Source organism: Streptomyces sp. NPDC015125 (genome assembly GCF_043080045.1).
Lineage (GTDB): Bacteria > Actinomycetota > Actinomycetes > Streptomycetales > Streptomycetaceae > Streptomyces.
The window spans coordinates 295894-309512 of sequence record NZ_JBIBVF010000004.1; the positions used below are offsets into that span (position 1 = coordinate 295894).

Genomic DNA, 13619 nt, shown 5'->3' on the forward strand with positions numbered 1-13619 from the left:
GGACGACGAGGTGATCCGCAACACGGTCCGGATGGCCCTCGAACGCTACGGCTACACCGTTTCCGTCGCCGGGGACGGCTTCACCGGCTTGGATCTGTTCCGTGAGAAGCAGCCTGACCTGCTGCTGCTTGATGTGATGCTGCCGGAGCTGGACGGCATCGGGCTGTGCCGCCGCATCCGCGAGCTGAGTCTGGTCCCGATCTTGATGATGTCCGCCCGCGGCGACTCCTTGACCGTGGTGTCGGGACTGGAGGCGGGGGCCGACGACTATGTCACCAAGCCCGTCGACAGTGCGGTGCTCGTCGCACGGATCCGCTCCTTGCTGCGTCGGGCGAGCTTTCGACCGCAGGCAGCGGCCGCCGAGCAGCCGCAGCCCGCGCAGCCTGACGGCGTTCTCGCCTTCGGCGACGTGGAAATCGATCCCCGGTCCATGGAAGTGCGGCGCGCAGGGCAACCCGTCGCATTGACCCCCACTGAACTGCGGCTGCTGCTCGAATTCGCCGCGAACCCCGGGATCGTGCTGGAGCGGCGGATGTTGTTGCGCACGGTATGGGACTACGCGTGGGAGGGCGACAGGCGCGTGGTCGACATGCATGTGCAGCGGCTGCGTACGAAGATCGGCGCCGAGCGGATCGAGACGGTCCGCGGCTTCGGCTACAAGCTGCGGCGCTGACCATGCACCTGCGTTGGCAATCCCTGCGCTGGAAGATCGCGGCGCTGGTGGCGGCCTCGGCCTGTGCGGTGGCTGTGTCGATCGGAGCGCTGGTCCATCAGGCCACATATGCCCGGTATTTCGACCAGGCCCGCGAAGCCGCACAACAGCGGCTGAACGTGGCGGTGAGCGTCTACTCCCAGACCGGGAAGCCGATGGCCGGCGCGCACCTCGATTCGCGTCAAGTGCCCCATGGGCTGCGGGAGTTGGCGCGCCGCGGCCGCCAGGGTACCGACTCCGGTGACGGGCCGAACGGGCCGGGCATGTGGGCTGCGCGGCAGGTCGGTGGCCGGGTGCTGTCCGTGCACATCGGCATGAGCGGGGACATGCGCAACCTCGCGGCACTCGACACCAGTATGGCCCTGGCCGGGTTGCTGGTCGTCGCCGTCGTCGTGCCGGTGGGGGCGCTCAGCGCGAACCGACTGGGGCGTCGACTGCGGTATGCCGCCGCCACGGCCCGGCGGATCGCGAGCGGTGACCTGGACGCCCGTATCCACGCGGCTCGGCGCTCAGAGGACGAGATCGCCGAGATCTCCGCCGCCGTCGACTCCATGGCAGCGTCATTGCAGCAACGGCTGTGCAGCGAGCAACGGTTCACCGCCGATGTCGCGCACGAACTGCGCACCCCGCTGACGGGCCTGGTCACCTCCGCCGAACTGCTGCCACCGGGGCAGGCAGCCGGCTATGTGCGGGACCGGGTGCAGGTGCTGCGCACGCTGGTGGAGGACCTGCTGGAGATCTCCCGGCTGGATGCCGGTGCCGAGCGGGCTGATCTTGTGTCCTGCCCGCTCGGGGAGTTGGTCGAGGAGTGTGTACGGCGCGCCGGGCTGGCTGCCGAGGTGCTGGTCGTGGGTGATGCCAGGGTCGAGACGGACCCGCGGCGGCTGGACCGTATCGTGGCCAATCTGGTGGTCAACGCGCATCGTCACGGGCGGCCACCGGTCACGGTGACGGTCGACGGAGCCGTGGTCACCGTGCGCGACCACGGTCCTGGTTTTCCCGAAGCCCTGTTGACGGACGGGCCGCAGCGATTCCGCACCGGTGCCCGGGAGCGCGGCCGCGGTCACGGTCTCGGCCTGACCATCGCACTGGGGCAGGCCCACGTCATCGACGCCGTCCTGACCTTCAGCAATGTGCCGGACGGCGGCGCGGCGGCGGCGCTTCGGCTGCCGATACACGACTGATACACGGCGGATACCGAGCCGAGCGGAGGGAGAGATCCCATCGCAGCGGGTCAAAGATCTTCCGCGTCCACCATGGCGGAGTCCTCGCGAATCACGCGTGCATCCGACTCATAAGAGTGCTCTCCCCATGGACCTTTCCTGCATACGGGCCAGACAGCGGCCCAGGGTTCCCCGCCGCGGCATGCGCATCGCAGCATGGACGACGACCGCCGGTCTCACCGCGGTCGGCGTCGCCGGCTGCCTGCTCTTTGCCAAGCTCGACGGCAATCACGCCTCGACCGACGTGGACGCCACGCTCGGCGCCGACCGCCCGGCCCATACGGTCGCCGGGGCCCTCAACATCCTGCTCCTCGGCTCCGATTCACGGACCGGGAAGAACCAGGAATACGGCCGGGACGGGGGCGGCGCCCGCTCCGACACCGCGATGCTCGTGCACCTTGCCGAAGGTCGTACGAAGGCCGTGGTCGTCAGCATCCCGCGCGACACCATGGTGGACCGGCCCGCCTGCCCGCTACCGGGCGGTGGCACCTCGCAGGCCGCACGTCCGACGATGTTCAACACCGCCTATGAGGCGGGCGGACTGCCCTGTGCGGTGAAAACGGTCGAGCAGCTCAGCAAGGTACGTATCGACCACGTCATCGACGTCGACTTCACCGGCTTCAAAAAGCTGGTGACCGCGATCGGCGGCGTGAAGATCACCACCGGCAAAGCCATCCACGACAAGTCCAGCCACCTGGATCTGGAGGCCGGCACCCACCATCTGAACGGCGAGCAGGCACTGGGGCTGGTCCGCACTCGGCACGGCTACGGCGACGGCAGCGACCTCGGCCGGATCGAACTGCAGCAAAAGTTCATGGCCGCGCTCGTCGGGGAGCTGAGAAGTTCCGCCCTCCTCACCGACCCGGTGAAGCTCTACAAGGCCGCCGATGCCGCGACCAGCGCGATCACCACCGACAAGGGGCTCGACTCGGCACGGGACCTGCTTGGTCTTGCGCGCAGCCTGTCCGGACTGAAGCCCTCGGACATCGACTTCCGGACGCTGCCCGTCGGCCCCTACCCGCAGGACCCCAACCGGGTCTCTGCCAAGCACCCCGCAGCGGACGCCCTGTGGCAGGCCGTACGCGACGACACCGCCCCGCCCGCGAAGGAGAAGTGAGCGGACCCATGACCGACTCCCCGCAGACACTGACCCTCCGGCTCCCCTCACTCCAACCGTCGGACGCCCCGCCCGTACTGCGCCCCTACGCACCAGGCCTCGACGGACTGCGCGCCCTGGCCGTGACCGCCGTCGTGATCTACCACGTCAACCCCGACTGGCTGCCCGGCGGCTTCCTCGGTGTCGACGTCTTCTTCGGCCTCAGCGGCTATCTGATCACCGATCTGCTGCTCGCCGAGCGGCGGCGTCGCGGCCGCATCGACCTGCGTGGCTTCTGGCTGCGCCGGGCTCGCCGCCTGCTGCCTGCGCTGGCTGCCGTCCTGCTGACGGCGACGGCCGCTGCCACCGTCTTCCGCCCGAACCGGCTGGCCTCGGCCGCCGACAGCCTGCTCTCCGGCGCCACGTTCACCAACAACTGGTGGCAAATAGCCACCGACGCCTCGTACTTCGCGAGCTTCGGACCGCCGCCGCTCTTCCAGCATCTGTGGACGCTCAGTGTCGAGGAGCAGTTCTACCTGCTCTGGCCGCCGGTGCTGCTCGCCCTGCTGTGCTTCGTGCCCCGGCGGAGCATACGGGCGGCCCTGGTGCTCGCCTCCGCCGTCGCCTCGATGACCGCGATGGCCCTGCTGTACGAGCCCGGTGTGGATCCCTCCCGCGTCTACTTCGGCACCGACACCCATATCTTCCCCATGCTGACCGGCGCCGCCCTCGCCCTGCTGCGCCCCTCCACCGGTCTCCTGCCGGACCGGACCCGGCCGATGCGGACCGTGCGCCCTGCGGACATCGCCGGAGCCGCGGGGCTGGCCGTACTCGGCGTGCTCGCGTACACCCTCTCCGAGAAAGACGACAGCCTGTACCCCGGCGGCTTCGCCCTCGCCGCCCTCGCGACCGGCGCCGTGGTGCTCGCCTCCGCACGACCCCTCGGACCGCTGGCAACCCTGCTCGGCACGCCTCCGCTGCGGTGGATCGGCAAGCGCAGCTACGGCATCTACCTGTGGCACCTCCCGCTCATCTCGATAGCCACTCCCGACCGCATGACTCCCGCCGACGCGCCACTGAACGCGATCACCGCCGCCGTCGCCTCCGTCGGCCTGGCCGCGCTCTCGTACCGCTGGCTGGAACAGCCCATCCGGCGTTCCGGCTTTCGTGCGACCGCCCGCAACCTGCGCCTCGCCCTCAGCTCGGAGGCGACCCGCACGACGGGAACCCCGCTATGGGCCAGGGCCGCCGTCGGCTGCGCCACGGCGGTCGTCCTGGTCGCGAGCTGCGGGCTGGCGACGACGCCCGAGGGAGCCGGCAGTCCCTCCGCCCAGATCGAGGCCGGGCAGCGGTCGCTGAACTCCGCTCCACCCACCCGGCCCTCGGCGCCTCCCGAGCGGACGCCGAAACATTCCGCTCCTCCGACCCGGCCCGAGGTGCCTGCCGGGAAAGTCTCCGCGATCGGCGACTCGGTCATGGTCGCCGCCGCGCCCGCCCTGCAATCGAAGTTCCCCGGCATCCAAATCGACGCCAAGGTCAGCCGTCAGCTGTCCGTCGCCGCCAAGGAGGTCTTCGCCCTCAAGCAGCGAGGCGCATTGGGCGACACGGTGATCATCGACCTCGGCAGCAACGGCACCGGCGGGGAGGCCGACCTCCAGGCCGCCATCGACGCCATCGGCCCCGGCAAACGGATCGCCCTGGTCACCTGCCATGCACCCGCTCCATGGCAGGACTCGGTGAACCAGGCCATCAAGAGCGTCGCGGCGCGCCACCACGACGTCGCCGTCGCCGACTGGAACAAGGCCATCACCGGTCAGGACGACCTGCTCGCCGACGACGGCGTCCACCCCGGCCCGGCCGGCGCCAAGATCTACGCCGAAACGATCTCCTCAGCCCTGGCCACCCTCCCGGCCGGGCGCCGCTGAACTGTCTGTGAGCGCGGGTGCATCGCAGGCCTGTCCGACAGCCGGGACGAAGGCCATCGGCCGGCAGTGGCCGTCGGCCGTGAGAGGGGTCTTTGTGGCTCGTCCGCCGCGGGACCGTCCGATGGCGTGGTCGTCCGGTACGTCGGCCGGGGCCCCGGTTTTGCGGGCCCCGGCCGCGAGCTGGTGAACGCGCACGATCGTGGAGTCCACCGGAACCGCCCAGTTCAGGCCCTCATCGGGACAACCCTTGGATTGCGGAGAGGCGGAGAGGCAGAGAGGGCCTCCTGGTCACCGGTTGCAGATCTCGCAATCCGCACCGGGCCAGAAGGCCCTCGCCCCGTTTCGGGTCGCTCACGACGTTTCGGCGGTCACCAAACTCCGCGCGTCAACTGATCTAGGACGGGCTGCTGTTGCCGCACTTGGTCTTCTTCTCGTCCGGAGTCATGGGCCGGGAAGAAACCCTGATGACCTTGTAGGTGATGTCCGTCTCGACGTCAGTGAATTCACGTGGCCCAAATTGGTTCCACTGGTTGATATTGAAATCTGAGCTGCCTTCCAGCTTCCAATTCCCCTTCGCCTTCCGGGTGACGGGAATCTCGTCAATCCAACCGATTTCGCCGGGCTTTAGATGGCCCGTGTTGCTGGTGGTCTCCGTGTTCGACGTGAACCAGTTCTTCTCGATCTTCGGCAGCACCGAAACGGGGTTCGCGCCAAGCGACAAGCCGATGATGGCCGTTTCGCCGGTGGTCTCGGCCCTCGCGAAGTTGAAGTCACTGACCTCGGTGGTGCAGTTTTCCTGAGGCTTCCCCTGCATCGCAGGGGTACCCTCCCTCGGGTCCCCGAGCCATGCGGTGGGCGTGACGGTGCACCACTGACCGCAACCAGCGAGGAACTCGTTGAGCCTCGCGGGATCGTCGAAGGGGCGCCCGTCGACCCGGCCGAGATCGGCATCGGAATCCGGCATGATGCTGCCGCCACGGCCAGGATTGTCTGCCTGCGCCGGCGTGATGGTCAGGCACAGCGCCGCCATGACGGTCACTGATCCCACCGCGGCCACCTTCGCCCGCCGGCTGCGTATTCTGCTGCTCATTCTTGCTTCCCTTGCCTTCCACCTGAAGTGCGGATTGCGTCCTGCGATTCCGTTCGCGACTCCGGGCGAGGCCGTCCGGGGAAGGCGGAGCCCGTTGCGAGCGCGGCGTACACCAGCTCCGATCCCTCCGGGAACGGAGTGCCGCCGGCCATGCAGCAGAAACGGATTGCCGCCGGGACCGGCACATGACAAGGTTCGGCCGCGTCGCTCACGATCGGCTCACATCACGCTCATGCGGCGTCGCCGGCCTGATCCGCAAGACACCCCTGGCGCGCACCGCGCGGCGGCGATCACCGGCGGCGGGGGGCCGCGGCGGGACCGGATGGGCGGGATGCCGCGCACGAGTGGTTCAAGACCCTGACATTCGGTGGAACCGGGGGAGTCGGCGGGGCGATGATTCCGGTGGGGGAGACGGGCCGGCGGGGGCGCCTACGGCTTCCGATCCCGCGAGCACGTGATCGCGATCGTGCCTGACGGGCAATCAGCGAACTGCGGCCATGCCGTGCCGTCGTCAGCCGCTCTGCCGAGTCCGGTACCGGCAAGAGCACACCGGTCAAGAGCATCCACAACGAGGTTCGAGGGGCCACGAGAGGCGATTCGTCCTCGGTAGCCGCTTGGCCGTCAGCCTCATCCGGCCCGGTCTACCGAGGCGGCGACAGGATCTCGATCAGCACGCGCAATGGCTCCGGTGACGTGGAGAACTCGCCGAGGAAGGGATAGGAGAGTTCTGTGACGAGGAACAGGTTGGCGGCGACGAGGACGCTCACCGCCCCGACCATCCCGTAGTGCATCTTGGCCTGTCCGGCGTCGAAGATGACGGAGAATCCGAGGACCAGTGCACTCGTCAGGAAGACCACCATCCACAAGGACAGGGGTGGGCCGACGTTGGCGCGTGCCTCAACCAGCCGTTCCGTTCGTGCAAGAGTCAATTCCCGCAGGGAAGCGAGCGAGCTGGTGAGCAAGGCCCGTTGGGTATCGCTGTGGGGCTTGATGTTCTCGTACGTGCTCTGCAGGTGATTCAGCGCGTTCTCGGCCTCGGGCGTGGTGTGGCCGATTGCGGCGCGAGGCCACTCGGCCGCCGCCGCGCGTCCGTACTCCATGAGGCTCTGCCGGATCCGTGCGCTCTCGGCCTTGCCGAACGAATTGCGGCCCCTGGCCAAGTGCACCGCCACGGCGCCCTCGGTCCGCGTCGTCTGGTCTGCCACGTTCACCTGTCCCCAGAGCGCGAGGACGAGGAAGCCGATGAGGAACCCGTAGACCACGGCGACAACGGGGTACACGAACTGTGCGACATCGTTGTGCCCGCCCTGCTTGAGGCGAGGGAAGCGGTGCCGGACAAACGCCTGGACGGCTGCTGTCCCGCCGCCGATGACGACGATGAGCCCTGCCAGCAGCAACCAGGACGGGAGGTTGATCACGATCCAACGGGCCACTGCTCCACGCTCCTGACGTACGCCATACCCGCCCACCACCGGCGCGGTGGCCAACGACCGCACCGGGCCGCGGACACGCCCTCGCCGCCTCTTCGGTGAGAGGCGGCAGCACGATCGGCAGCCATCCGGCACGCCGGCTCGGCGCGGGCAAACGCAGGGGAGGTGTTCGGGTCGGAGGAGGTCTCTGGCCCAGCGCCTGCTGCTGCATGCCCCGGCGTTCCCGCGCAACCATTCGCACGCTGCCCTCAAGATTCCGCGCTGGAGAGCGTGGCGCTTGCCACGCACGAAGACGTCCCCGCGGCGGGACGGTGGGCCGCAGGTCGACGGTCCGTTCCTCGGCCACAAGGTGGCTCGTGGCGCCTGGACCGGCGCCACGCGTGCCGCCGGCGCCGCGGCGGCCAGAAAAGTGAGTAGTAGTGAGCAGACAGCTGCAACCGACCTTCGTACTGGTTCACGGAGCCTTCGCGAACTCCTTCTCCTTCGCGCCGCTCCAGGCCGAACTCGGCCTCCTCGGACACCGTTCGGTCGCCGTCGACCTGCCCGGCCACGGATTCGAGGCGTCCTACCCGCGTGCCTATCAGGCCCCGCAGGATCTCGAAGGGCTCGCCACCGCGCCCGGCTCGATCAAGGGGGTGACGCTCGCCGACAACGCCGCGCACTTGATCGGCATCCTGGAACGGGCCAAGCGGAACGGCCCCGCGATCCTTGTCTCCCACGGTCGCGGCGGCATGACGGCCACGGCTGCGGCCAATGCACGGCCGGACCTGATCGACCGCATCGTCCACGTCTCGGCTTGGTGCCCGGTCGAGCTCGACGCCGGCGACTACTACGGCGAGCCGGAGATGGCCACGGTCGATGCCGCTTCCCTGGCCCCGGCGATGGTCGGGGACCCGGCTGAACTCGGCCTGCTCCGTACCCACTTCCGCACAGCGGATCCGGACGTCCTTGCGGCGCTCAAGGCAGCCTTCCTCGCCGATGGCACCGACGACGAGTTCCTGACCTTCCTGAACACCGTCCAGCCCGACGAGAACCTGGATGTCGGCAGTTCCGCCGACCGGGCGCAGGCCGCGACCTGGAGCCGCATACCGAAGACCTTCGTCCGCCTGGCCGCACCGTTGGAGTGGTCCGACGGATTGTGATCCAAGCGGGATGAGGAGTGCGGTGGCCATGATGGTGCCCGCGCAGCGGTATGTGTCCGTGCGCTTGCCCTATCGGGTGGCGAGAGCAGTTTCGTGACGGCGGCTGCTCTCGTGCCGAGTGCTGGTGCAAGGCCGCATGGTGCGGAACTCGGCCAACGGCTAGGATGCGCGGCGACATCGCGTGTCGGTCACCGGCCGGGTGAGGCATGGAGGTGTCCGGGAGATGCCCCTGGAGGCATTCCTTGTCCGTTGAGTTGAACCACACGATCATCCACGCCCGGAACCACCGGGAGTCCGCCGAGTTCTTCGTGGACCTGCTGGACCTTGAGATCACCGCCGAGTGGGGCCCCTTCATCGCCGTCGGCCTGAGCAACGGCGTCACGCTGGACTTCGCCACGGTCCCCGCGGAAAGCATCACACCGCAGCACTACGCCTTCCTGGTCTCCCAGGAGGAGTTCGATGCGGCATACGCGCGGATCACGCAGCGCGGCATCGAGCACTACGCCGACCCGCAGCGGCAGCATCCCGGCGTGATCAACCACAATGACGGCGGCTGCGGCGTGTACTTCATGGACCCGGCCGGCCACGCCATGGAGCTGATCACCGTGCCGTACGGCGGCCGGCCGTCCGACTGATCGCTTGCGGCCCACCTCTTCATCAGGATCTCGACCCGGGTGCTCACCGGTCTGATCGAGACCGATGAGTTCAGGCAGGTCCTCCGCCGACTCGGAGCCGTTTCCCCGGGCGGTGATGACAGCCGAGGGCCGCACCCCGCGCCGGGTGCGGCCCGCCGGCGGCCCCGAAACGGCCTCGACAGCGGGTGTCGACTCGCTGTACCGCTCGTTCCGGGCCCGGTGTTGCGATGCCGGGCCGGCCGGGTGCAGGCCATGGCTCGTTTTGGTGTAGACACGTCAAAAATCATGAGGTGGCTGCCTTGCTCTCTTCAGGGGTGCGTGCCTCAATGGTCAGCGATTCAGGTCGCTGACCATCCGTCAGATCTGGACGGTGGTCGGCACGGGGGTCCGACCGCGGGCCCCCGCGTGGCCGCCGGCCGTTCCCGCGCGTCCCCCCCCGGACGGCCGGCGCCATGGGCCTGCACCCCCCTCAAGAAGGCGGTACCCCCATGAGACACCTCGGATCAGGCACGTTCGGATTCGGTACGGCACTCGTCGTTGCCGTCGCCGCCGCGGGCACGCTCGCGATGGCGCCGGCCGCCACGGCAGTCACCCCCGACACCGCCACCATTTCGTTCGACTGCGGAAACTTCGGCTCCGGGACGGCGACACTCACCGCGACCCAGGACGGGACGGCCGCGACCATCAGCCTTTCCACGTCGGCGATCACCTCACCGATAGATGTCGGCGCCAACTCGGTCAGCTCCACCCTGACCCTCACCAAGAACGGCTCCGGGACCACGGAGTTCAGCGGCAGCTCCAACCCGGCGATCCCGGCCGGCAGCGAGGTCTCCACCGGCCCCCTCACCGGTACGGTCGCCGCGGGCGACAGCCTGGCGGCCACGTCCCTGAAGGTCGTGGTCTTCGGCGTCACGGCCACCTGCAACGCCACTTCTCCGCAGTCCCCGGGACCGTTCGTCTTCTGATGCCGAGGGCAGGCGGGGGCCGGCGGGATATCGTCCGCCGGCCCCCGCAGTTCCCGTGAGTCGCGGTCGGTGTCCGCGACTCACGGCCGCTTTCCGCCGCCCTCGCCGCCGGCGCTCGCCCGCTCCGCCCGTGCCAGGTTCGAGCGGCGGTAGGAGTAGGCGAAGTAGATGACCATGCCGATCAGGAACCAGACCACGAACCGCACCCAGGTCTGCCACTCCAGGAACGTGATCAGCCAGATCGAGAAGCACACCCCGATCGCCGGGACCACCGGCATCCCCGGCGTACGGAAGGTCCGCGGCAGCTCGGGACGCTTGTAGCGGAGCACGATCACCGCGCTGCAGACCACCGCGAACGCGAGCAGGATGCCGATGTTGGTCAGCTCGGCGGCCTCGCCGATCGGGAGGAAGCCCGCGATGGCGGCGGAGGCGAAGCCGACGATCCAGGTCACCCTGGTCGGCACATGGTGCTTGGGGCTGGTCTTGGCGAACCACTTCGGCAGCAGTCCGTCCCGGCTCATCGAGAACCACACCCGGGTCACCCCGAGCATGAAGGTGAACATGACGGTCAGGATGCCGATGATCGCGCCGACCGCGATGACATCCGCCAGGCTGCTCAGGCCCACCGACTTGAACGCCGAGGAGAAGCCGCTCTCCGGGTCGATGTCCTTGTAGTTCTGCATACCCGTCAGGACCAGGCAGGCCAGGACGTACAGCACCATCGAGATGGCCAGCGAATACAGGATCGCCTTGGGCATATGGCGCTGGGCGTCCTTGGACTCCTCGGCCGCCGTGCTCATCGCGTCATAGCCGAAGACGGCGAAGAAGACGGTGGCCGCGCCCGTGAAGGCGCCGCTCACGCCGAACGGGAAGAACGGCGTGTAGTTCGAGGTCTTGATGTGGAAGAAGCCGACCACGATGACCACGATGACCACCAGGACCTTCAGGGCCACCACGATCGTCTCGAAGCGTGCCGCGTTCTTGATGCCCAGGGTCAGCAGATAGGCGATCAGGAGACAGAGCACCGCGGCGAAGAGGTCCACCCGGTGTCCCGGCCCCGTTCCTGGCGCGCCCAGCATCCAGGCGGGCAGATCGAGGCCCATTTCGCCGAGCAGAAAGCCGAAGTAGCCGGAGATGCCGATCGCCACCACCGCCACGATCGCGGTGTACTCCAACAGCAGGTCCCAGCCGATGAACCAGCCGGCCACCTCACCGAGGACCGCATAGCCGTAGGTGTAAGCCGAGCCCGCCTTCGGGATCAGCCCGGCGAATTCCGCGTAGGAGAACGCGGCCGCGGCGCTCGCGATGCCCGCGATGAGGAAGGAGATCAGGACCGCGGGTCCCGCCTTCCCGTTCGCGACGGTGCCGGCCAGCGTGAAGATTCCCGCGCCGATGATGCCGCCGACGCCGATGGCCGTCAGCTGCCACAGGCCGAGCGCCCGGGTGAGCTGCTCGCTCGCGGTGCCTTCCGCCTCTTCAATGTGTTCGATCGGTTTACGGCGCAATACGCCCTGTCCCGCGCGCAGCCCCATGCGTCATCCCTCCGTACGCTCCGTCGTGGTCCGACGGCGGATCATCATGGACCCTCGGGAGCCAGTAGGGAAGGCGACTCCCTAGTACTGCCGGGACTCGCCGGGAGACGTACACGGGAGAGGCGTCAATCGGCGTCCTCAAGCCGGAATCCGACCTTCAGGCCGACCTGGTAATGGTCGATTTCGCCGTCGACGATATGCCCGCGGACCTGGCTGATCTCGAACCAGTCGAGGTTGCGCAGGGTCTCCGAGGCGCGCTTGATGCCATTCTCGATCGCGGCGTCCACGCTCTGCTGGGACGTACCGACGATCTCGGTCACGCGATACGTGCGGTCGGTCACGGTGGTCTCCCTCGCCGGGGCGGCGCTCCGCCCGTCCACTGTCCACCGTGCCTCAGGGCGGCCCGCCCCACCAGTGGAGTGCCGGGGCGGGCCCTGGGGCGTGCGGCTCAGGGAACGATGGGCTCAGGGGACGACGGCTCAGGGAACGACGGTGACCGGCCAGCGCCCGGCCTTGACCAGGCGCACCGCGACCGAGCCCATGATGCGGTGCCCGGCCTGCTCCGAGGCGCCGACCACCACGGCGTCGGCCTTGAGCTCGTCGGCCATCTGCACCATGCCGTTGTACGGGTCGCCGCGCAGGGTGTGGAACTCCCAGCGCAGGCTGTATATCCCCTGGAGCCGCTCGGTCGCCTCGCGGATCTCGGCCATCAGCTCCTCGGCGACCTCGTCGGTCGCATCCGCGACCGGGGCGCCCATCGCGGCCCCGGCCGGCAGCACCGGCTGGACGTAGACGAGCACGAGCTTCGAGGACTGGCGCCTGGCCAGTCCCGCCGCATACGAGGCCGCATGCCACGACGAGTCGGAGCCGTCGATGCCGACGACGATGACCTTCGGGCCGTCCGTTCCGCGCTCGAACGGCACGGCTGCGTTCTCCTCCACACCAGGGAGGTTATCCGCACATGCGTGCTGGCGGAGTGCCGGGCCCATGCCGCTGGTCCCCCGCCGCCGGACCCAGGTCGCCGGGGCCCGCCTCGCCGGGCTCGCGGAGGTGTTCCGGCCCGGTCAGGCAGGGGCCGGGGGCCAGCTGTCCGCGGCGAGCACGCCCAGCACATACGCCCTGGCGACCAGCGCGGTACGGCCCTGTACCCGCCAGCGACGGGCCAGCCGGGTGAGGTGGTAGTTCACCCCGTCGACCGTCAGCCCCAGCGCCGTACCGATCGACGCCGTGGTCGTGCCGCCCGCGGCCATCGCCAGGATCCGGGCCTCCACCGGGCTCGCCGCGCCGCGCGGTGCCGGCTGCGGGGCGCTCTCGCGCACCCGCAGCAGCGCCAGCAGGGCGGGTGGGTTCACCGAGGGGTCACCTACCGGGTCGATGGTCAGTTCCCCTTCCCGCTCGGTCCCGTCCGTCCCGGCGCGCCAGCGCACCTCGACCGGATAGCGTGAACGGCGTCCCAGGCGCAGAGCCTCGGTGAGCCGGTCGATCTGGGCCATCGCCCGGGGCTCGAACAGGTCCAGCAGGTTGCGGCCACGCAGCTGTCCCGGGGCCGTGCCCCACTGCTCGGCCATCGCCGGATTGGCGATCAGCACCTCGCCGTGGGCCCGGCACACCGCGATCGGCGTGGGGATGCGGTCCAGCAGAATCAGGAAGTAGTTGCGCCACGGGCCGCCCGCGTACGGCCCGGCCGGGTCGATATATCCGCTCTCACAGGACGGCTTGTCCCCTCCGTCCGTGTCCGTGTCCCTATCCCTGTACCTGTCCGTGTCCGCGTCCGGCGTTCCGTCGGCAGTCCCGTTGTCCATTGCCCCTTCTCCGGTCCGTGCGCAAGAGCGAGCAGCGAGAAACCACTGCACAATCATGCAGTTGTCC

Annotated in this window: 12 protein-coding genes and 1 pseudogene; 7 read left to right on the forward strand and 6 right to left on the reverse strand. The window is 69.0% G+C overall.

Features of this window, described 5'->3' with window-relative positions:
• Positions 1 to 31 precede the first annotated feature (31 nt).
• The 4 genes from cseB (at position 32) to ACF088_RS13480 (ending at position 4956) form a co-directional block, all read left to right on the forward strand.
• Complete coding sequence (gene cseB, locus ACF088_RS13465; protein ID WP_392376017.1) at positions 32 to 673, forward strand: two-component system response regulator CseB; 642 nt, start codon at positions 32 to 34, stop codon at positions 671 to 673.
• A 2-nt stretch (positions 674 to 675) separates the two neighbouring features.
• Positions 676 to 1896, forward strand: a complete 1221-nt coding sequence (locus tag ACF088_RS13470; RefSeq protein ID WP_392375833.1) for an ATP-binding protein — start codon at positions 676 to 678, stop codon at positions 1894 to 1896.
• A 181-nt stretch (positions 1897 to 2077) separates the two neighbouring features.
• The gene (locus ACF088_RS13475; protein WP_392375834.1) at positions 2078 to 3052 is read left to right on the forward strand and encodes an LCP family protein; all 975 of its coding nucleotides are present in this window, start codon (positions 2078 to 2080) and stop codon (positions 3050 to 3052) included.
• Between the two features lie 8 nt (positions 3053 to 3060).
• Entirely contained in the window at positions 3061 to 4956 is a 1896-nt protein-coding gene (locus ACF088_RS13480; RefSeq protein WP_392375835.1) for an acyltransferase family protein, read from the forward strand.
• Positions 4957 to 5350: 394 nt separating this feature from the next.
• On the opposite strand, the gene ACF088_RS13485 is transcribed toward ACF088_RS13480, so the two are convergent.
• Both ACF088_RS13485 and ACF088_RS13490 read right to left on the reverse strand, forming a co-directional pair.
• Positions 5351 to 6046: a hypothetical protein gene (locus ACF088_RS13485; protein ID WP_392375836.1), complete on the reverse strand. Its 696-nt coding sequence runs from the start codon at positions 6044 to 6046 to the stop codon at positions 5351 to 5353.
• Positions 6047 to 6687: 641 nt separating this feature from the next.
• On the reverse strand, positions 6688 to 7479 hold the full coding sequence (locus tag ACF088_RS13490; protein WP_392375837.1) for a DUF4239 domain-containing protein: 792 nt from the start codon (positions 7477 to 7479) through the stop codon (positions 6688 to 6690).
• A 416-nt stretch (positions 7480 to 7895) separates the two neighbouring features.
• On the opposite strand from ACF088_RS13490, the pseudogene ACF088_RS13495 reads away from it, so the two are divergent.
• The 3 genes and pseudogenes from ACF088_RS13495 to ACF088_RS13505 all read left to right on the forward strand — a co-directional run.
• Positions 7896 to 8588, forward strand: a pseudogene (locus tag ACF088_RS13495) (alpha/beta fold hydrolase); the annotation flags it as partial.
• 272 nt (positions 8589 to 8860) lie between these two features.
• Positions 8861 to 9253 (forward strand): VOC family protein, encoded by a 393-nt coding sequence (locus ACF088_RS13500; protein WP_392375838.1) that lies wholly within the window; start codon positions 8861 to 8863, stop codon positions 9251 to 9253.
• Positions 9254 to 9741: 488 nt separating this feature from the next.
• Positions 9742 to 10218, forward strand: a complete 477-nt coding sequence (locus tag ACF088_RS13505; protein WP_392375839.1) for a hypothetical protein — start codon at positions 9742 to 9744, stop codon at positions 10216 to 10218.
• Positions 10219 to 10298: 80 nt separating this feature from the next.
• On the opposite strand, the gene ACF088_RS13510 is transcribed toward ACF088_RS13505, so the two are convergent.
• The 4 genes from ACF088_RS13510 to ACF088_RS13525 all read right to left on the reverse strand — a co-directional run bounded on the left by ACF088_RS13510 (position 10299) and on the right by ACF088_RS13525 (position 13552).
• A complete protein-coding gene (locus ACF088_RS13510) occupies positions 10299 to 11750 on the reverse strand; it encodes an amino acid permease (RefSeq protein WP_392375840.1) in 1452 nt (483 codons plus the stop codon).
• 125 nt (positions 11751 to 11875) lie between these two features.
• Entirely contained in the window at positions 11876 to 12091 is a 216-nt protein-coding gene (locus tag ACF088_RS13515) for a dodecin (protein ID WP_392375841.1), read from the reverse strand.
• 138 nt (positions 12092 to 12229) lie between these two features.
• The gene (locus ACF088_RS13520; RefSeq protein WP_392375842.1) at positions 12230 to 12691 is read right to left on the reverse strand and encodes a universal stress protein; all 462 of its coding nucleotides are present in this window, start codon (positions 12689 to 12691) and stop codon (positions 12230 to 12232) included.
• Positions 12692 to 12814: 123 nt separating this feature from the next.
• Positions 12815 to 13552 (reverse strand): PAS domain-containing protein, encoded by a 738-nt coding sequence (locus ACF088_RS13525; RefSeq protein ID WP_392375843.1) that lies wholly within the window; start codon positions 13550 to 13552, stop codon positions 12815 to 12817.
• Positions 13553 to 13619 lie beyond the last annotated feature (67 nt).

Excerpts from the sequence above, each read along its gene's own strand:
- ACF088_RS13475 (WP_392375834.1), top strand. The coding sequence starts at position 2,078 with ATGCGCATCGCAGCATGGACGACGACCGCCGGTCTCACCGCGGTCGGC.
- ACF088_RS13505 (WP_392375839.1), top strand. The coding sequence starts at position 9,742 with ATGAGACACCTCGGATCAGGCACGTTCGGATTCGGTACGGCACTCGTC.
- ACF088_RS13480 (WP_392375835.1), top strand. The coding sequence starts at position 3,061 with ATGACCGACTCCCCGCAGACACTGACCCTCCGGCTCCCCTCACTCCAA.
- ACF088_RS13510 (WP_392375840.1), bottom strand. The coding sequence starts at position 11,750 with ATGGGGCTGCGCGCGGGACAGGGCGTATTGCGCCGTAAACCGATCGAA.
- cseB (WP_392376017.1), top strand. The coding sequence starts at position 32 with ATGGCCCTCGAACGCTACGGCTACACCGTTTCCGTCGCCGGGGACGGC.
- ACF088_RS13525 (WP_392375843.1), bottom strand. The coding sequence starts at position 13,552 with ATGGACAACGGGACTGCCGACGGAACGCCGGACGCGGACACGGACAGG.
- ACF088_RS13485 (WP_392375836.1), bottom strand. The coding sequence starts at position 6,046 with ATGAGCAGCAGAATACGCAGCCGGCGGGCGAAGGTGGCCGCGGTGGGA.
- ACF088_RS13470 (WP_392375833.1), top strand. The coding sequence starts at position 676 with ATGCACCTGCGTTGGCAATCCCTGCGCTGGAAGATCGCGGCGCTGGTG.